Raw genomic sequence first — 18,060 nt, 5'->3', positions numbered from 1 at the left:
GGCTCCACGACAGTAGGCTTCACCACAACCTGCGGAATTGACTCAATACTCCTTATAAACCGCACCAAATCTTCGCACCGAGTGAGACGTTCCAGGGCCATCAGGTAGCCGCGAAATTTCTCGAAGTAACAATGTCGACGAAGCTCGTCCTTCTCTAGTTTTTCAAAACAGAAGGATTTAGCAAGAATACACAAGTCATTCTTTTCTCCAGATATTCGCGAAGTCTGGTCAAGGACACGTAGTTTTCCGACTTCCTTACCAGCATCTACCATCGCGTCAAGATTCAACGGGTATGCTTCGGGAGGATAACCGTTCCCGTTTGCGTAAAGCTCGTTGTGCGAAAGAGAAGACGGCCTTTCAATAAAAGTGAAGACTTCACCTCTAATACTTTGGTGCTGGTGTTCCATCGCGCAAGAAACTATTACAACCTTCCCCAAAAAACTTGGCGAAGATTCAGAGGGAATGAAAACCGCGAAAGTGCTTTCCATTTTCGTTTTGAGGGGCCCCGGTCTCTTAAATTGAGTATCTGGAATAGCGCGCCTAGCGCGCCTATGACACTGACGGCGAGGGCAGCACAAGAAATTAGTAAGGTGCGCTTTTCTCTGGCATCGCGCTTTGACGCCGCAACAAAATCAAGCCATTGAATGACTTTGGCATAAGTTTCGCTTCCGGGCCGACCCCATTCTCCAGAGATTACGCCGCGCTGGACCTGCTTCTCTCCAAGCTCTTCCAGTTGCGTTATGAGATTCTCGTTCACCGTTTTATTTCCGGCTTTTTTCCGTACAGCCATGCGCCGGTAAGCTAACTATTTGATTTGTTGGCGTCCCCAACGAGATTCGAACTCGTGTTACCGCCGTGAAAGGGCGATGTCCTAGGCCTCTAGACGATGGGGACGGACTATAAAAAGTAAGCCCGGTGTGGAAGCTTGGTGGAGGTAAGCGGGATCGAACCGCTGACCTCTTGCATGCCATGCAAGCGCTCTCCCAGCTGAGCTATACCCCCGAAAAGCACGCGAATTATACTGGCGCGGCGCGAACGCTGTAAAGGAAGGTCAGGGCGGAAACTGCCGCAGCTGCGCGTCGATGCGGTTCAACACGGAATCTTTGCCCAGCACATGCAGCGTCGCGTCGATCGCGGGCGTTTGCGTCTGGCCGGCGACGATTGCGCGCAGCGGCATGGCCAGTTGCGGAAACTTCAGATCATATTCGGAGGCTACCGATTTCAGCGCCTTGCTGATTGCCTCCCTGCTCCATTCGGTCGCGCCGAGTTTTTCCCGAAGCGCCATGATCGAAGGCTTGATGTCCCCGGTAAAATACTCGCGTCGGATTTCTTCCGGCGCCTGTGGCGCGCGATAAAACCACGAGGCCGAGCGCGCCAGCTGCCGCAGCGTCTGGTTGCGCTCCTTGAGCAGGGCGATTACGTCAAACAGGGCCGGTTGCGTCGCCAGGTCAATGCCATCCTGTTCCATCAGCGGCGCGACCAGTTGCGCCAGTTCCGCATCATTCATCGCCTTCAGATGCTGCTGGTTCACCCACAGCAATTTTTCGAAATCGAATCTCGCGGGGGAATTGTTGACCGCGGCGAGGCCAAACCATTCCACGAATTGCGCGATGGAAAAAATCTCGGCATCGCCATGCGCCCAGCCGAGCCGAGCGAGATAGTTGAGCAGCGCTTGCGGCAGATAACCCTCATCGCGATATTGCATCACGCCGACGGCGCCGTGACGCTTGGATAAACGCTCGCCATCGCCGCCGAGGATCATCGGCACATGCGCGTAACACGGAATGGAGGCGCCCAGCGCGGTCAGGATGTTGATCTGGCGCGGCGTGTTGTTGACGTGATCGTCGCCACGTATCACGTGTGTGATGTTCATATCGTAGTCGTCAACGACCACGCAAAAATTGTAGGTCGGCGTGCCGTCGGCGCGCGCTATGACTAAGTCATCGAGTTCCTTATTATCCACGGCGATGCGGCCCTTGATGAGGTCATCGAATACCACTTCGCCGGCCAAAGGATTTTTGAAGCGCACGACGGGGTCCACATCCTTCGGCGGCGCAGCCCTGGGATCGCGCCAGCGGCCGTCGTAACGCGGCTTCAGCCCTTGAGCGCGCTGTGTTTCGCGCAGCGCCTCCAAATCGGATTTGCTCGCATAGCAGCGATACGCTTTCCCCTCATCCAGCAAACGCTGGATGACTTCGCGATAGCGCGGCATACGTTCGCTTTGGTAATACGGGCCCTCGTCGTAATCGAGCCCCAGCCAGCGCATGCTGTCGAGAATGGCGTCAACCGAAGCCTGGGTCGATCGCTCGACGTCGGTATCTTCGATGCGCAGCAGGAATCGGCCGCCGGTGCGCCGGGCAAAAGCCCAGGCGAACAGCGCGGTGCGTGCGCCGCCGATATGCAGATAACCTGTCGGGCTCGGCGCGAAACGCGTTCGTATGTTTTCCATGTTTCGACTCGCCATGTTTGACTCGATGAGCGGCATTTTAGCGAGCCGCGCGTGGTATTGCCCGCAAACCTGGAACGGGCCGCGGGGCAAATTGACCGGGCGTCTGACGCCATGATTTAATTCGCGCTTCGGGTGGCTAGCTCAGCGGTAGAGCACTGCCTTCACACGGCAGGGGTCACTGGTTCGAACCCAGTGCCGCCCACCAATCCATTTCGATATTTAGTTCGCTTGCTGCTCGATTAGCCCTGCCGCAGCTAGCGTTCGCGAGCGTAGCCGGGCAAAAAACTTTTGTGCTAAAGTGAATATCGCGACATTTGCGACGCTCGAAGCCCCTATACCCATGACCCAGCGCGCAGCTTTCTTCGTTTCAGACCGGACCGGCATTACCGTGGAAGCGCTGGGACATGCGCTTCTGACTCAGTTCGACGACATGGCGTTCAGCGAAACGGTTTTGCCTTTCGTCGATACGGTCGAAAAAGCCTATGCGGTCGCGCATCGGATCAACGAGCAGGCGGCAACCGACGGCGCCCGGCCGCTCGTATTCGGTACGCTGGTCAATCCCGAGATAAGCGCCGTTATCTCGATGGCAAACGGCCTGTTCCTCGATTGCTTCGAAATCTTCATCCTGCCGCTCGAAACCGAACTCGGCATGAAGTCATCGCATACCATGGGCCGCTCGCACGCCCGTGATCGCTTCGATTACGTGCGGCGTATAGAGGCTGTCAACTTTGCGCTGAATCATGACGCGGGCATTGCCACGCGCGATTTGCCGGAAGCCGACGTGATTCTGGTCGGCGTATCGCGCTGCGGTAAAACGCCGATCAGTTTGTATATGGCGATGCACTACGGCGTGCGTGCGGCCAATTTTCCGCTGAATCCGGAAAACTTCAGCTCGATGCAATTGCCAGCGCCGCTGAAATCGGTTCGGCCCAAGCTTTATGGGCTCACCATCGCGCCTGAGCGTCTGCGCCAGATTCGCAGTGAACGCAATCCCGATGCGACCATGGTCAACTGCGAATTCGAAGCGCGGGAAGCCGAAGCCCTGATGCGTAAGGAAGGAATACCGTTCCTCGATACCACCAACAAGTCGATCGAAGAACTGGCGACGACCATCCTGCAATCGGCATCGCTGGCGCGCCACGCGTACTGACGCTCGATGAAGAAGCTGTATAGCGCAGCCAATCTTCCCGACGCCCATATCGTTCTGAATCTGCTTGCGAACGAGGGTATCGATGTGCGGATTTTCAATCAGAACGCGCAGGGCGGGCTGGGCGAAATTCCGGTCAACGAAGCCTATCCCGAAGTCTGGCTCTGCAACCCGAAAGATTCTGTTCGTGCGAAAAGAATATTGCTCGAGTACCAATGCGGTCCGCTCGAGATGGGGCTTGCTTCGTGTGCGAATTGCGGAGAGGAAAACCCCGGGAACTTTCAAATCTGCTGGAATTGCTCGGCAACGTTGCCGGGATGATTTTCCGATAGGCTGGCTTGAATCGAATGAAAAGGGCGCATTCCAATGCGCCCTTTTCTTAAAGCGAATCTGACGAATATCTGAAGCGAATCACCGCCGGCATACGCGGCCGCGCGACGCTACTTCGGTCTGTTTGCTTCGTTCTTTTCCGTCACCTTGCCATCCATCTTCGCATCGCCTTTGGGGTCGACGGGCGCCGAATGCGCCTCGGCTTTCTCGAGAGGCCTGGTCGGCGAAGCCGCCGCGGGCGTGGTCGATGGCGCGCCTGCTGCGGCAGGCGGCGCGACCACAGGTGTCGGCGTAACGGTTATTCCTTTTTCTTTCTGCTGCTCGATATAACGCGCCGCGACGCGGTCCTGCGCTTTGGCCAGATTCGCTTTCTCCACCTCGGCAGCGGCCGCGGCCTTGGCTTTCGCCTCGTCGGCTTTAGCCTGTGCCTCCGGAGTCGGGGGCGGCAGCTTGGCGCCGGCAATACCGCTCAACAATCCGAATGCCGCTGCAACGAGAAGCGCGCTCAATTTCGAAATTTTCATGGCTGATTCCTTATCGCAGGAAAAATGGTTTACCCGTGCTGCGGTTGCGCGCGCGGACCCGGTTTCGAGTGAGTCGGTGGCGTAGCAACGGCCTTCCCCGCTTTCAGATCGTCGTACCAGTATTCGTGATGCTCTTTGGCCCAGGTTTCGTCGACGGTGCCGTGCCGCATCGATCGATATGCGCCCTGCATGCCTATGGTGCCGAGGTAAATATGTCCGAGCGATGCCGCCATGTAAAACAAAGCGGCTACGCCGTGCACTATGTTGGCTTGCTGCATCAAGCCGCGGCCCTGATCGAAGTTCGGGAAATTGAGAATCAGGCCGGATGCGCTGACGACGATGCCGAGCAGCGTCACCCCGCCCCAGAACCAGAGCTTCTCGCCCGCATTGTATTTGCCGGCCGGCACGTGCTCGCCGCTAACCATGCCGCCGCCTTTTTTGATCCACTTCCAGTCGTAGATGCGCCAGAAATTGCCGCCGACAAACGTGAAAAACATCAGCAGCGTGCAGAACACGAACAGCGGCCCGACAAAGTTGTGCAGGTTTTTCGAAACGATCGCGATCCACGAAAACAAGGTATAGCCGAACAGCGGCAGCACGATGTACTTGCCGAACAGCATCAGAATTCCGGACAACGCCAGAACCACGAAGCTGATCGCAGTCAGCCAGTGAATCAGCCGTTCCCAGCTCGTGAAGCGCTGGATCAGACGGCCGGATGGCGGACTGTGCGTCTTCAATGGTCCGCGCCAGGCAAAAAACAGTAGGATTGCGGCGGGCACGACCAGCAGCAAGATACCGCCGTAGAAAATCACCGGCCCGTTGCGCAGCGCCCGCCACGTTTCGCCTTGCGGTTGCACGAGCACGCCGGTTTCGATGCCTTTGACTTGCGTCACGCCGGCATCGCCCGAACGCACTTCTCGCCACAGCGGCGCGTTGTTGTACGGTTGCGTCTGCTGACGCTCGACCTGGTTGATCGTCCGCTGGTCGGACGATGAAGGCGGTGGCGTCACATAGGGCTGCTTCTCGTCCGCCCATGCGGCGCCCGCGCTCGCGAGCGTCAAAACCAGCAGCCAATGCGCCAACGCGCCCAGCACAGCTCTGCTCATCATAGTCGTCCCTCCGCCGGGTTTAGTTGGTGCGCAGATACTCGTTCTGCGCCAGGTTGCGTTGACGCAACTGCTTTTCCCAGGCGGTCTGATCACCTTTGAAGCGTTCGTTTTCCCATGAAGGACTGTCGGGTTTGCCCTGATATTTGCCTTGCTTGTAGTTGACGACCTGCGGTTTTTCGCCGCAGCCGGCAACGCCCAGCGCAACCAGGCACACCGCCAGAGGAATTGCGAGCAGACGTCGAACGCTCATGAGTTGTTCCCTCCCCGTGGCGCCTGCTGCGGAGCTTGCTCCGGCGACGTTTGCGGCTGCTGATCGGGTTTGCCGTAAGCCGTCCCCCAGCCCCACACTTCGGAGCCTTTGCCGCGACGCGTAACGCGGGTACGGTAGATGTCGGCAATGACATCGCCATCGCCTCCGAGCAATGCCTTGGTCGAACACATTTCAGCGCAAGCGGGCAGCTTGCCTTCGGCCAGACGGTTGCGGCCGTACTTCTTGAATTCGGCCTCTGAGCCATTGGCTTCCGGACCGCCGGCGCAGAACGTGCATTTGTCCATTTTGCCGCGCAATCCAAACGCGCCGTCCTGCGGAAACTGCGGCGCGCCGAACGGACAGGCGTAAAAGCAGTAGCCGCAGCCTATGCACAAATCCTTGTCGTGCAGCACGACGCCTTCAGCAGTCTTGTAGAAGCAATCGACCGGGCACACCGCCATGCACGGCGCATCCGAGCAATGCATGCACGCGACCGACATCGAACGCTCGCCGGGAATGCCGTCATTCAGCGTGACGACGCGGCGCCGGTTGACGCCCCAGGGGACCTCGTTTTCGTTTTTGCACGCAGTCACACAACCGTTGCACTCGATGCAGCGCTCGGCATCACACAGAAACTTCATTCTTGCCATGATCTGACTCCTCGCTGAGTGATGTTTGTCTATGCCTTGGCGAAGCGGCATAAAGTAGTTTTGCTTTCCTGCATCATGGTGACGGAGTCATAGCCGTAAGTCGTCGCCGTGTTGACCGCTTCACCGCGCACGATGGGTGCAGCACCTTCCGGGTACTTGTCGAGCAGGTCTTTTCCCATCCACCAGCCGGAAAAGTGGAAAGGCAGGAACACGACGCCTGCACCGACTCTTTCGGTCACCTGGGCACGCACCTTCAGGCGCGCCTTGCTCGGCGTTTCGACCCAGATGTATTCGCCGTTGCGCACACCCTTGTCGTTGGCGTCTTTCGGATTCACTTCGCAGAACATTTCCTGTTGCAGCTCGGCCAACCACGGATTCGAGCGCGTTTCCTCGCCGCCGCCTTCGTATTCGACCAGGCGGCCGCTGGTCATGACCAGCGGATAATCCTTCGAATAATCGGCCGCTGTCTGTATTGACTTGAACAAGGTCGGCAGGCGCCAGAAGGTTTTCTTGTCGTCGTACGAAGGATACTTGGCGACGAGATCGGGCCGCGGCGAGAACAGCGGCTCGCGATGCAGCGGCACCGGATCCGGGAAATTCCACACCACCGCACGCGCCTTGCCGTTGCCGAACGGCGCGCAGCCGTGCTTGATGGCGACGCGGATGATGCCGCCCGACAGATCGGTTTTCCAGTTCTTGCCTTCGGCCTTGGCTTTCTCTGCGTCGGTCAGATCCGCCCACCAGCCGAGTTTCTTCAGCAGCACATGATCGAACTCGGGATATCCCATCGTCAGTTCCGCGTTCTTCGAGTGCGAGCCGTCTTCCGCCAACAGGTTGACGCCGTCCTTCTCGACGCCGAAATTAGCGCGGAAATTCAGGCCGCCATCCTTGACCTCTTTCGAGGTATCGTACAAATTCGGCGTGCCCGGATGCTTGAGTTCCGGCGTGCCCCAGCACGGCCACGGCAGACCGAAATAATCGCCGTCGCATGGGCCGCCTTTTGCGCGCAGCGTCTTCACGTCGAAGGTATGCATGTTCTTCATATGCAACTTCAGGCGCTCAGGCGACTGACCCGAGTAACCAATTGTGAACGTGCCGCGATTGATTTCACGCAGCGTGTCTTCCATGCTCGGATTATTGTTCGTGACCTTGATGTTTTTCCACATCTCCTTGTCGAAACCGAATTTCTTCGAGAACAGATACATGATCTCGTGATCGGTCTTCGATTCGAACAGCGGTTCGATGACTTTTTCGCGCCACTGCAGCGAACGGTTCGAAGCCGTAACCGAGCCGTCGCACTCGAACTGGGTGGCAGCCGGCAGCAGATAGACACCGTCCTGCCTGACCATCGCCGCCATCGCCGCGGTCGCGGACGGATAGGGATCGACCACGACGATCAGATCGAGCTTCTTCATCGCTTCGACCATCTCGACGCCGCGCGTCTGGCTGTTCGGCGCATGGCCCCAGTAAATCACCGCGCGCAGGTTCGGACCCTGGTCGATGTTCTCGTTTTTCTCGAGCACGCCGTCGATCCAGCGCGATACCGTCATGCCCGGCTTCTCCATCATCTCCTTGGAGACGTAACGGCCTTTCAGCCATTCGTAATCGACGCCCCAGACTGCGGCCCAGTGTTTCCACGAACCTTCGGCAAGTCCGTAGTAGCCCGGCAGCGAATCGGGATTCGGGCCGACATCGGTTGCGCCCTGCACATTGTCGTGGCCGCGGAAAATGTTGGCGCCGCCACCGGAAACGCCGACGTCGCCCAGCGCCAGCAGCACGATCGGAATCGCGCGGGTGTTGGCGTTGCCGGTCGAGTGTTGGGTGATACCCATGCACCAGACGATAGTGCCCGGCCGGTTTTCAGCGAGCGTCTTGGCGACCTGAAAGACTTCGGCTTCGCTGGCGCCCGTCACATCCTGCACCACGTCGGGCGTCCACTTCGCGACTTCCTCGCGAATCTTGTCCATGCCGTACACGCGGTCGTCGATGTACTTTTTGTCTTCCCAGCCGTTCTTGAAAATGTGATGCAGGATGCCCCACATGAAAGCCACGTCGGTGCCCGAACGTATGCGCACATACATATCGGCTTTGGCCGCGGTCCGCGTGAAGCGCGGATCGACGACGATCATCTTCGAGCCGTTTTCCTTGGCGTGCAGAATGTGCAGCAGGGATACCGGGTGCGCCTCGGCCGCGTTGCTGCCGATGAACACCATGCATTTGCTGTTCTGCATGTCGTTGTAGGAATTCGTCATGGCGCCGTAGCCCCAGGTATTGGCTACCGAGGCGACGGTCGTCGAGTGGCAGATGCGCGCCTGATGGTCGGTGTTGTTGGTGCCGAACATGCGCACGAACTTGCAGAACAAAAACGCCTGCTCGTTGTTGTGCTTCGACGAGCCGATCCAGTAGGTCGCTTCCGGCGAGCTTTCCTTGCGGATCGCGAGCAGTTTGTCGCCGACTTCGTTGATTGCCTGATCCCAGGAAATTTTCTGGTACTTGCCGTTGACGAGCTTCATCGGATATTTCAGCCGGTGCTCGCCATGGCCATGCTCGCGGACCGACGCGCCCTTGGCGCAATGCGCGCCCAGATTCAACGGTGAATCGAATACCGGTTCCTGGCGCACCCAGACGCCGTTCTCGACCACGGCATCGACCGCGCAGCCGACCGAGCAGTGCGTACAAACCGTACGTCTGACCGCAACTTCGCCGTTTTGCGTCGGCTTTGCGTCGGCGGCTTTCGCATCGCCGATCATATTGAACGGCAGTTGGCTGAGCGCGGCGCCGGCGCCGGCCGCGACACCCGAACGTTTGAGAAAGCTGCGGCGATCCATGGTCGCAGCCAGGAAGCCGGTAGCGTGACGGCTCAGGCGTTTGCTGCCGCTGGCGCCATTGCCAATTTGACCAACTTCGGTCGTGGACTTTCTGGTTAGCAGCATGTCGGCTCTCCTCGCAGTCAGACTTGAGTGGTTCGGTAGTAATTACGGACGTGGCTGGTGAGTTTATAGCCGTCGTCGGCGGGCTTGTCGCCCGCACTTCCGGCCGCGAGCTTTTGAGCCTCGGTTTGCCCCTTCAGGACGACCGCGGCCGCGGCCGCGGCACCGCCCAATCCCAAGGTCGCAATGAATTTTCTACGGCTGGCGCTGCTTGTTTTGCTGGCCTTGGTCGCGCTCATGTTGCTCTCCTCGTACTGTTTGCCCACTGAATGTGCTCACCGGATGTTAACGATTCTATGCCTAATCCATAGCGAATGATTCAACTTCAAGATCAAAAAAAGCCTGAGTGAAGCCGCCGACGGTTTTATAGAAAACTGCTGCCTCGGTTTTTCGTAAATCCTCATGCAAGCGGGCATACCATGGCTTCAGGTTGCGTTCGAAAAATTCCCGCTGCTGCAACAGATCAGCGGCAGGACGAGTATCGCTACCGATAATCAGAAGCCGCATCACATCGCACAACGCTGAAATGTGATCCTCGGGCTCATGGACTTTACCGCGGCGCGCCAATCCCATGGCTGCGAGATCGGAGCGCAATCGGGCCAGCGGCTTTTCCATCAAAAAACCGGTCAGATAGTACGAAGCGTACGGCACGACAAGTCCGCGGCCGACGCCGACGAACAGCGTTTCGTATTCCTGGCGCAGCGCATCATGATCGGCGTCGCGCACCGTCCGTTGCAGTTGCTGCCAGTTGCGGAAAAAGACGCTTTCATCGCCGGCGGCAACCAAGTCATCGGCATCCACGATGATCGCCAGCAGTTGCGCTGACGGCGCAGCGTAAAAAAGGTTGGCGATCAAGCCGTAAAAATCGGCGCGGGCGCACTCCTCAGTGCCGGCTTCGGGCAACGGCATAAGCGCCATAGCGCTATCAGCGGCGGTCATCGACTTGTTCCAGAATGGAGCCGTGATCGACATTCGCCATCATATCGAGCACACGGCAGTCGGCGCACATCTTGAGCCGGTGCAGCGCGGCTGCCGATGTGAACATCGAATGCGCGCCAAGCTTACCCAGCATGTTGTCTATCATCTGCCGGGTTGCGAATGGCTTCTGGCAACGTACGCAGGCGAATATTTCGGCCTCGTTCAGCACGCGTTCCTGTTTCGCTTCCCTGCCGAGCAGGAGGCGCGGCGTCAGGGTGATCGCATCTTCCGGGCAGGTGTTTGCGCACAAGCCGCATTGCACGCAGTTGCGCTCGACGAAGCGAAGCTGCGGAAATTCCTTGGAATCGAGAAGCGCATTTTCCGGACAGGCGCCGACGCACGACATACATAAGGTGCAGCGGTCCTTGTTGACTGCGATCGCCCCATACGGCGCTCCCGCCGGCAGCGCGATTTCAGCGCGCGCTTGCGGCGCATTTTTCGCCAGGTGATTGAAGCAGAAATCAAGGGTGGCGCGCTTTTCGTTCGACAGATTGAAGGTTGCGGCCCTGGCCGTTTGCGCCGGCTCGAGTTGCCAGATCGCCCGCTCGAAAGCGCCCACATCGTGCGCATCGATCAAGGCGAAATGCTGTCCGCCATATCCCATGCCTTGCAATATTTCCTCGGCGAAATCCATTTGCCGGCGCAGCGAATCGCGATATTCCGGCGCCTCCGATCCGGCGCTCAGGACGACAACCTGAGATGCGCCGAAAGCGATGCTGCCCAGCATCAGGTCAAGCCCGAGTGCGGCAACGTGATGCGTTTCGAGCGGAATGACGCGGGCCGGCAGACCTTTGCCGCGACGCGCAAGCCTGGCAATCAGATCGCGGCCATCGCTCGCATTGTGAAAAAGCATGCACGCGTCTTTCCCGCCAGCCTTGCCATAGGCTTGCAGCATGGTCTTGATGTGGGCGCCGATATCAGCGACGCGCGGATACGCGAATGTCATCGCGCCGGACGGGCATACGCTGGCGCAGGCGCCGCAACCCATGCACAGATGCGGCTCGACCTTGACATGATCGCCGTCGTGCGAAATCGCGCGCGTCGAGCAGACATCGATGCACTGCGTACAACCTTCTATGCCGGAGCGGCTATGCGCGCAAATCTTTTCCTTGTAGACGAAGTATTTCGGTTTCTCGAATTCGCCGACCATGTGCGATAACTCGCGTACGGCGTTGGCCAAGCCGAAGGAATCAACGCCCGGCGCAAAGTAACCCTGCGGCGGCTGGTGCATTTGCAAATGGGGTTGCGGCGACAGGTCGAGTATCAGATCGAAGCGCTCGCTGCGGCGGGCGGCGTCGGGCGCGCGCGCAAAATCGATTGCGCCAACCTCGCAGACTTTTACGCAGACACGGTGCGAATTGCAGCGATCGAGATCGATCTGATAAGTGAAATCGATCGCCTGCTCAGGGCAGGCATGGATGCAGGCGTTGCAGCGCGTACAGGTCTCGAGGTCGATCGGATTGGCCTGATGCCATACCACGTCGAACGCGCCGAGGTAGCCTTCGATAGTCTGGACTTTGCCGGAAAACACCGGATAGCGGCGCTCGATCGGCAGTTCCGCCGAGGCCGATGCCGATGCGGCTTGCGCGTGGGTCGGCGGCGTGAGCAGGACGGCGACGTCAAGCTGTCCGGCCAATTGTTCAGCCCATTTCAGGCTGGCGGCTGGCTCTCCGATAATCAGTAAACGGCCCTCGGATCGGTAGGAAACTCCCGGCACCGGCTCAGGCTCAGGCAACGCGGCGGCGGCGATCAAAGCGGCAATCTTGGGCGTTGCCAACGCCGCATTCGCGGACCAGCCGCCGCTTTCACGGATATTCAGGAACGAGACGTTGGCATCGCGTTGTTCGGAGATTTCCCGGAACAGCGTCGCCTCCTGGGTACAGCAGACGAGCACGTCTTCAGTGGCCTGCGCGGCATCGAAAGCGCCGATTTGGCGACGACAGAGTTCCTGATGAATGACGACGGTAGAGTCGGGAAAATCGGACGCAGCCGACGACAATGCCTTCGTCAATGCTTTCGCATCGAGCGGCATCGTTTTATTGCAATTACAGAGCAGCGTCGTTTTCAGGGAAGGCGTCTACTAAGCACAGTGCGTGTCAGCTTCGCCTGAGCATACGCCGGGCCAGCTAATCTGAACAGAAATCCATAAAGTTACCCAAAAAAGACTAAACGCCATCGCGCTTGTCAGACATTTTGTCCGCAGCGTGAGCGGATTGCTCGACAGGCTCGTCATTCTGCCCCACTTGTACCGGCGCCTCGGCAACTGGTGTGTCGGTAATATCGGCGGGTTTGGCTTCACCCTCTTCCTCAACCACATCGCGGCTTTGCGCCGCGAGCAATTGCCTGAGCTGATCCGCGAGCATCGCCGCCGGCATCGGATCGGCCTTGCCGAAATCCTCTATGTAGACGTCGAGGCCGTCCATGACATTGAAATGGGGATCGCGCAGCAGTTTGCGCAGCCCGGCTCGGCGCGCTGATTCTTCGACATGGGGCTGCAAGAAAGGTGAATAGTCGGAATCGATGTTCAAACTATCCAGCGGCGGCAGCGCGACGCGTGCCGGAGCCCCGGCGGCGGCTGCCTGCTGATTGCTGTTGGCGCCGATTTTCGGCGTTTCGGCCGGCGTTCCGGCAACGGAATTGCGATCGCCTGCCCGATCTTGCCCGACTTTCTCGCCCGTGCTGACCGGCCGGGTCTTCAACCGCGACCAACGCGCCAGGAAACCTTCCGTCTTGTCGCGATCGTCGCTCATGTACGCCGCCTGATTTTTTTGGGCTCCGGATGATAATGACGTTCAATGAATTCGCTGATCCATGGATAGAGTTCCTCGGGCAGCGCCACCGCATCGACTGTCTCGTTGCTGTCCATCCATCGCGCGGCTTCGCCGTAGCTCACCGTCAGCGAATGGGGGACCGGCGTTCCCTCCTGCTCGCGCCAAAGCACAAAAACCTTGGGAGTCGGCGCGCTCAAATTCAGATGATAGTTATCGACCTCGTCCTTGTACAAAACCAGAACGTAGCCGGGAAACAAGATTTGCGTATGCTTCGCGTCCTCGTAAATAACGCGCCGTTTCGCCTCCGCGCCGAACACATCGCGCACGACGCCCTTGACTTCCCACTTCTCGGTGCACCACTTGTTTTCCAGAGCGATACGCTCCATGATGACTGCCAGAGGATAAGTGGGTTGATCCATTTCGATCGGCAGGTGTTTGCGAGAAAAACCAGGGTTCGGCGCGTGACGAAAGCTGTAGGCAATCGTCCACTCGCGGATTCTGCGCCCGATCATTCAAACACTCAAACGAAATAGCTGTCCAAGCTTTTTGCTTCAACGAATCCACTAACCGCGGAAGAACCGCCTGAGTTTTATGCCCGATAGCATAGTCGCTGACCCCCTTTTGCAGACCCAGCCGCTGGTCGACAAGTACGGGCGTCGCATCACTTATATCCGGCTGTCGGTCACCGACCGCTGCGATTTTCGCTGCACATATTGCATGGCGGAAGACATGGTGTTTCTGCCGCGCGATCAGGTGTTGTCGCTTGAAGAATGCCTGCGGGTGGTACGCGTCTTTGTCAGCCTCGGCGTGACCAAAGTTCGCATCACCGGTGGCGAGCCGCTGGTGCGCAAGAACGTCGTTTGGCTGATGCGACAAATCGGCAAGCTCGATGGTTTGAAAGAACTGGTCATGACGACCAACGGCTCGCAGCTCGAACGTCTTGCGCAGCCACTGAAAGATGCCGGCGTCAAGCGCATCAATATCAGTCTCGATACGCTGGATGCCGGGCGCTTCAAAGAGATCACACGCGTCGGCGATATCGACAAGGTGTTGCGCGGCATCGCCGCCGCCAAGGCTGCCGGCTTTTCCGGAATCAAGCTGAATACGGTCATGATGCGCGGCGCCAACGATGGCGAACTCCCCGATCTGGTGCAATTCGCGATCAATAACGAAATCGACATTTCGTTCATCGAAGAAATGCCGCTGGGCGAAGTCGATCACGCGCGCGCCAACACCTACTACAGCTCGGACGCTGCGCTGGCTCAGCTCAAGCAGCGCTTCGAGATGCACGCCAGCGCCGAATCCAGCGGCGGCCCGGCGCGTTACTGGCGCATTCCCGGCACGCGCACGCGCGTCGGCTTCATCTCCCCACACTCGCATAATTTCTGCGATAGCTGCAATCGCGTTCGCATCACCTGCCGCGGCGAGTTGTTTCCGTGCCTGGGGCAGAACGACATGCTCGATTTGATGCCGTCGCTGCGCCGCTTTGCCGATGACGATACCGCGCTCAAACAGGCGATCGTCGATTCGATGGGCATCAAGCCCAAAGGCCACGATTTCAACGTTTACCTGCCGACGCCGAAGGTCATCCGCTTCATGTCGATGACCGGGGGGTAAAACGGCGTTGTAACCCGGGGCGTTATAACCCGCCTGCCAAAACTGCCCAGGTTTTCGGAATGCCCGGTGATTCCGCTTCGTTCGATCCTCGCGCCTTAGCCTGACCGCGCCTGTTTGCGCTCGTTACGTTTTTCAACACCCAAAGTCCTTCTTGATTTCTGATCTTTTTTCGGTGAATGCGCCATACCGCCCGCTCCTGACCCAGGCTGCGCGCCCGCTGACTTTCACCGTCGAGGCTCACAACGAGCGCGGTGAAATCGTTCCGACCGAGATTGCCGGCGAAAATCCGCTGACCTTGTACATCGACAAGCGCGAAATCGTCACCCTGATGACTCTGGGCGGCGCGCCGGAAGCGCTTGCCATCGGTTATTTGCGCAATCAGCGGCTCGTTTCTTCAATCGAGGAAATCGCCGCCGTGCAGGTCGATTGGGAAGTCAACGCAGTCGCGGTGACGACGCGAAACGGCCTGGCCGATCTCGACGCGCGCATGGAAAAACGCACGGTCACGACCGGCTGCGGACAAGGCACCGTGTTCGGCGAACTGATGGATAACATCGGCGAAATCCGCTTGCCGCTGCAAGCGCAACTTTCCCAGGCCACACTCTACGGCCTGCTCGACAACGTGCGGCGCTCGGAAACCATCTATAAGCAGGCCGGCGCCGTGCACGGCTGCGCGCTGGCGCATGGCAGCGATATCCTGATGTTCATCGAAGATGTCGGCCGCCACAACGCGGTCGATGCGATCGCCGGCCGCATGTGGCTGGAGGATATCGACGGCGCGGACAAAACTTTCTACACCACCGGCCGGCTCACTTCCGAGATGGTCATCAAAACCGCGCAAATGGGCATACCCATATTGATATCGCGCTCGGGCCTGACGCAGATGGGTTATGAAATCGCGCTGCAGATCGGCCTGACTATGATAGGCCGCGCGCAGGGCAAACATTACCTGCTGTTTACCGGGCATGAACGCTTTACGCGCTGACCGCACCGGCGCCGGATCGGTAAGCGGGATCACCGGTCTGATACTCGCCGGCGGCCAGGGCCGGCGCATGGGCGGCGTCGACAAAGGCTTGCGCGTGCTGCGGGGAAAGCCGATGGTCGCCTGGGTGCTGGAAAGGTTCGCGCCGCAAGTCGATGAAATCCTGATCAACGCCAATCAAAACCACGAGCAATACGCGCGCTTCGGTCATGCCGTTATCAGCGATGAAATCGGCGGATTCGCCGGGCCGCTGGCCGGCCTCGAACGTGGCCTGGCGCGGGCGCGGCATGAGCTGATTGCGAGCGTCCCGTGCGATTCGCCGTTTCTGCCGGAACACCTGGTCAAGAATTTGCGGGGCGCGTTGACAGCGCACAATGCGCAACTCGCCGTCGCCAAAACCGGCGATCAGCCGCATCCGGTTTTTTGTTTGTGCCGGCGTGAACTGCACGCGCATCTGCGCGCTTTTCTGGGCGATGGCGGACGGAAAATCGATGCCTGGTACGCGAGCCTGAAAGTCGTCGAAGTGTCTTTCGATGACGAGCCGGAAAGCTTCAGCAACATCAATACCGAAGACGAATTGCGCCGCGTCGAGTGCAACCGGTCGTGACCAACGATTTGCCCAAACATGCGCGACCCGTGCCGGATTACCTAACGGTGCGGCAGGCGGCCGAGTATTTGCAGCTCAATGAGAAAACCATTTATGCGCTGATCAAGGATGGCGCGATTCCGGCGACCAACGCTACCGGCAAATGGTTGTTTCCGAAAACCCTGCTTGATCAGTGGCTGCTCGAATCCGCACGCGGCGGCGTCCTGACCGACCGGCTGATCCTCACCGGCAGCGACGATCCGCTGCTTACCGCAGCGGTCGCCGCGCTCGCCGCCGATCTCGGCGACGCAGCGCTCGTTTCGTTTTCGCCCACCGGCACACTGGGTGGACTCGAACTGCTGGTCAGGAAACGCGCCAATGTCTGCGCCGTTCATTGGGGCGCGGCCGATGACAGCGGCGAACAGCACAAGCGGCTGTTGGGACGCTACCCTGGACACGAAACCTGGGCTATCGTGCACATGGCGAAACGGCTGCAGGGCATCATCGTGTCGCCCCGGCACAAGGAGAGGACGGATCTGCGCGCTCTGATGCCGCTGCGCTGGGCAATGCGTCAAGCGGGCTCGGGATCGCAGCATTACCTGCAGTGCGTGCTGCGCGATCGGTACTTGAATAGTGATGACATCGCCGTGGTCGGGATCGCCCTGTCCGAGCGCCATGCAGCCTCGATGATCGCGCAAGGCAAGGCCGATTGCGCGCCAGGGGCAGCCAGCGCGGCGAGCGAATTCGGCCTGGGTTTTCTGCCGCTCGGCTGGGAATTTTTTGATCTCGTCCTGCCGCGGGATGTGTTTTTCCGTCAGCTCTTTCAACGTTTTCTGACGCTGCTTGGTGATTCCCGTTTGCGCGAAGCGGCAAAGGAATTGGGCGGTTACGATCTGTCCACGCTCGGCAAGATGGCGTCCGGCACTGCATAAGCAACAGCCGATCGGCGCAGCAGCATCATCCTGCGCCGGTTCGCCGGACATTGCACCCGCAGCATTCCCGACAATGGCAAAACTCAACAAACTCTACGACGATGTGATCATGGATCACATCAAAAATGCGCGTAACTATCGCCAGATCGCTAACGCCGATCGCCGCGTCGAAGGCTTCAATCCGCTCTGCGGCGACACCTTGACCGTTTATTTGCGCCTCCATGACAGCCGCATAGAGGATGCCGGTTTCCAATGCAGTTGCTGCGGCATTTCGATGGCTTCCGCATCCATCATGACCGAGCACGTAAAAGGCAAATCCCGCGATGAAGCGCTGGGTTCGATCGCCATGCTGCTCAACGCGCTGGCGCGCCTGTCCGGTGCCGACCAGATCGGCGAGCCCGACCAGATCGACGCGGAGGCCGGCTCAAGCCTCCTTGCCAGCCATCTAGCCGTGCTGAATGCGGTGCGAGATTTCCCTTCGCGAGTCGAATGCGCGGCGCTCGCCTGGACCACGCTGGCTTCGGCGTTGAACGACAGCCCGCAGTAGGGCGGGCGCCGCCTTAATACGTTGCGCTGGCAAAACACCATGCCCGCGAAAGCGCCCCGGTATTGCGTTTGCAGAACGACGGCATGACAATGGAAGTAACGCACGCTAGGCGAACAAAGCCTTGCACGCGTTTCGTTTTTGTCGGCTTGCCAAGCAATTAAAGCTTACATCACAGAAAACGCAGGAAGTCGACCGCGTCTGCGGTAAAGGCGACACGATTCGCGGTACGCGACTGTCGAAATAATTTACAGTCGTCGT

Annotated in this window: 18 protein-coding genes, 3 tRNA genes and 1 pseudogene; 8 read left to right on the top strand and 14 right to left on the bottom strand. The window is 58.9% G+C overall.

Annotation, left to right across the window (positions count from 1 at the left end):
• Positions 1–421 precede the first annotated feature (421 nt).
• The 4 genes from H0V78_11705 to gltX all read right to left on the bottom strand — a co-directional run bounded on the left by H0V78_11705 (position 422) and on the right by gltX (position 2,449).
• On the bottom strand, positions 422–757 hold the full coding sequence (locus tag H0V78_11705) for a hypothetical protein (GenBank protein MBA2352413.1): 336 nt from the start codon (positions 755–757) through the stop codon (positions 422–424).
• A gap of 61 nt (positions 758–818) precedes the next feature.
• Positions 819–894: transfer RNA gene (locus H0V78_11700), tRNA-Glu, on the bottom strand.
• 32 nt (positions 895–926) lie between these two features.
• Positions 927–1,002, bottom strand: a tRNA-Ala gene (locus tag H0V78_11695).
• Positions 1,003–1,051: 49 nt separating this feature from the next.
• Positions 1,052–2,449 (bottom strand): glutamate--tRNA ligase, encoded by a 1,398-nt coding sequence (gltX, locus tag H0V78_11690; GenBank protein MBA2352412.1) that lies wholly within the window; start codon positions 2,447–2,449, stop codon positions 1,052–1,054.
• Positions 2,450–2,579: 130 nt separating this feature from the next.
• Here gltX and H0V78_11685 point away from each other — a divergent pair.
• The 3 genes from H0V78_11685 to H0V78_11675 all read left to right on the top strand — a co-directional run bounded on the left by H0V78_11685 (position 2,580) and on the right by H0V78_11675 (position 3,917).
• A tRNA-Val gene (locus tag H0V78_11685) sits at positions 2,580–2,654 on the top strand.
• A 135-nt stretch (positions 2,655–2,789) separates the two neighbouring features.
• On the top strand, positions 2,790–3,599 hold the full coding sequence (locus H0V78_11680; GenBank protein MBA2352411.1) for a kinase/pyrophosphorylase: 810 nt from the start codon (positions 2,790–2,792) through the stop codon (positions 3,597–3,599).
• Between the two features lie 6 nt (positions 3,600–3,605).
• A complete protein-coding gene (locus H0V78_11675; protein MBA2352410.1) occupies positions 3,606–3,917 on the top strand; it encodes a DUF2007 domain-containing protein in 312 nt (103 codons plus the stop codon).
• Positions 3,918–4,036: 119 nt separating this feature from the next.
• Here the strand turns inward: H0V78_11675 and H0V78_11670 are convergent, their stop codons facing one another.
• The 10 genes and pseudogenes from H0V78_11670 to H0V78_11625 all read right to left on the bottom strand — a co-directional run bounded on the left by H0V78_11670 (position 4,037) and on the right by H0V78_11625 (position 13,557).
• The gene (locus tag H0V78_11670) at positions 4,037–4,450 is read right to left on the bottom strand and encodes a formate dehydrogenase (GenBank protein ID MBA2352409.1); all 414 of its coding nucleotides are present in this window, start codon (positions 4,448–4,450) and stop codon (positions 4,037–4,039) included.
• A 29-nt stretch (positions 4,451–4,479) separates the two neighbouring features.
• The gene (locus tag H0V78_11665; GenBank protein MBA2352408.1) at positions 4,480–5,559 is read right to left on the bottom strand and encodes a formate dehydrogenase subunit gamma; all 1,080 of its coding nucleotides are present in this window, start codon (positions 5,557–5,559) and stop codon (positions 4,480–4,482) included.
• A 19-nt stretch (positions 5,560–5,578) separates the two neighbouring features.
• Positions 5,579–5,809 carry a hypothetical protein gene (locus H0V78_11660; protein ID MBA2352407.1) on the bottom strand — a complete coding sequence of 77 codons (231 nt, stop codon included), beginning with the start codon at positions 5,807–5,809 and terminating at the stop codon, positions 5,579–5,581.
• A 68-nt stretch (positions 5,810–5,877) separates the two neighbouring features.
• Positions 5,878–6,459 (bottom strand): annotated as a pseudogene (locus tag H0V78_11655) (4Fe-4S dicluster domain-containing protein).
• A gap of 29 nt (positions 6,460–6,488) precedes the next feature.
• Positions 6,489–9,287: a formate dehydrogenase subunit alpha gene (locus H0V78_11650; protein ID MBA2352406.1), complete on the bottom strand. Its 2,799-nt coding sequence runs from the start codon at positions 9,285–9,287 to the stop codon at positions 6,489–6,491.
• Positions 9,288–9,409: 122 nt separating this feature from the next.
• Positions 9,410–9,628 carry a twin-arginine translocation signal domain-containing protein gene (locus tag H0V78_11645; GenBank protein MBA2352405.1) on the bottom strand — a complete coding sequence of 73 codons (219 nt, stop codon included), beginning with the start codon at positions 9,626–9,628 and terminating at the stop codon, positions 9,410–9,412.
• A 61-nt stretch (positions 9,629–9,689) separates the two neighbouring features.
• Complete coding sequence (locus tag H0V78_11640; GenBank protein ID MBA2352404.1) at positions 9,690–10,328, bottom strand: molecular chaperone TorD family protein; 639 nt, start codon at positions 10,326–10,328, stop codon at positions 9,690–9,692.
• On the bottom strand, positions 10,315–12,399 hold the full coding sequence (locus H0V78_11635; GenBank protein MBA2352403.1) for a 4Fe-4S binding protein: 2,085 nt from the start codon (positions 12,397–12,399) through the stop codon (positions 10,315–10,317). The genes H0V78_11640 and H0V78_11635 overlap by 14 nt, the downstream gene beginning before the upstream one ends.
• A gap of 133 nt (positions 12,400–12,532) precedes the next feature.
• A complete protein-coding gene (locus tag H0V78_11630) occupies positions 12,533–13,117 on the bottom strand; it encodes a DUF3306 domain-containing protein (protein MBA2352402.1) in 585 nt (194 codons plus the stop codon).
• Positions 13,114–13,557: a DUF3305 domain-containing protein gene (locus H0V78_11625; GenBank protein ID MBA2352401.1), complete on the bottom strand. Its 444-nt coding sequence runs from the start codon at positions 13,555–13,557 to the stop codon at positions 13,114–13,116. Before H0V78_11625 ends, H0V78_11630 begins: the two co-directional genes overlap by 4 nt.
• A gap of 172 nt (positions 13,558–13,729) precedes the next feature.
• Here H0V78_11625 and moaA point away from each other — a divergent pair, with 172 nt between their 5' ends.
• The 5 genes from moaA to H0V78_11600 all read left to right on the top strand — a co-directional run bounded on the left by moaA (position 13,730) and on the right by H0V78_11600 (position 17,802).
• Positions 13,730–14,755: a GTP 3',8-cyclase MoaA gene (gene moaA / locus H0V78_11620; protein MBA2352400.1), complete on the top strand. Its 1,026-nt coding sequence runs from the start codon at positions 13,730–13,732 to the stop codon at positions 14,753–14,755.
• 172 nt (positions 14,756–14,927) lie between these two features.
• Positions 14,928–15,740, top strand: a complete 813-nt coding sequence (locus tag H0V78_11615) for a formate dehydrogenase accessory sulfurtransferase FdhD (GenBank protein MBA2352399.1) — start codon at positions 14,928–14,930, stop codon at positions 15,738–15,740.
• Positions 15,721–16,344 carry a molybdenum cofactor guanylyltransferase gene (gene mobA / locus H0V78_11610; protein ID MBA2352398.1) on the top strand — a complete coding sequence of 208 codons (624 nt, stop codon included), beginning with the start codon at positions 15,721–15,723 and terminating at the stop codon, positions 16,342–16,344. The genes H0V78_11615 and mobA overlap by 20 nt, the downstream gene beginning before the upstream one ends.
• Positions 16,314–17,255, top strand: a complete 942-nt coding sequence (locus H0V78_11605; protein MBA2352397.1) for a helix-turn-helix transcriptional regulator — start codon at positions 16,314–16,316, stop codon at positions 17,253–17,255. The genes mobA and H0V78_11605 overlap by 31 nt, the downstream gene beginning before the upstream one ends.
• A 73-nt stretch (positions 17,256–17,328) precedes the next feature.
• On the top strand, positions 17,329–17,802 hold the full coding sequence (locus H0V78_11600) for an SUF system NifU family Fe-S cluster assembly protein (protein MBA2352396.1): 474 nt from the start codon (positions 17,329–17,331) through the stop codon (positions 17,800–17,802).
• The last annotated feature ends 258 nt before the right edge of the window (positions 17,803–18,060 follow it).

This window comes from Burkholderiales bacterium (assembly GCA_013695435.1).
Classification (GTDB): Bacteria; Pseudomonadota; Gammaproteobacteria; order Burkholderiales; family JACMKV01; genus JACMKV01.
The sequence above is the reverse complement of the archived record's forward strand: the minus strand, read 5'-3'. Positions and strand labels throughout refer to the sequence as shown.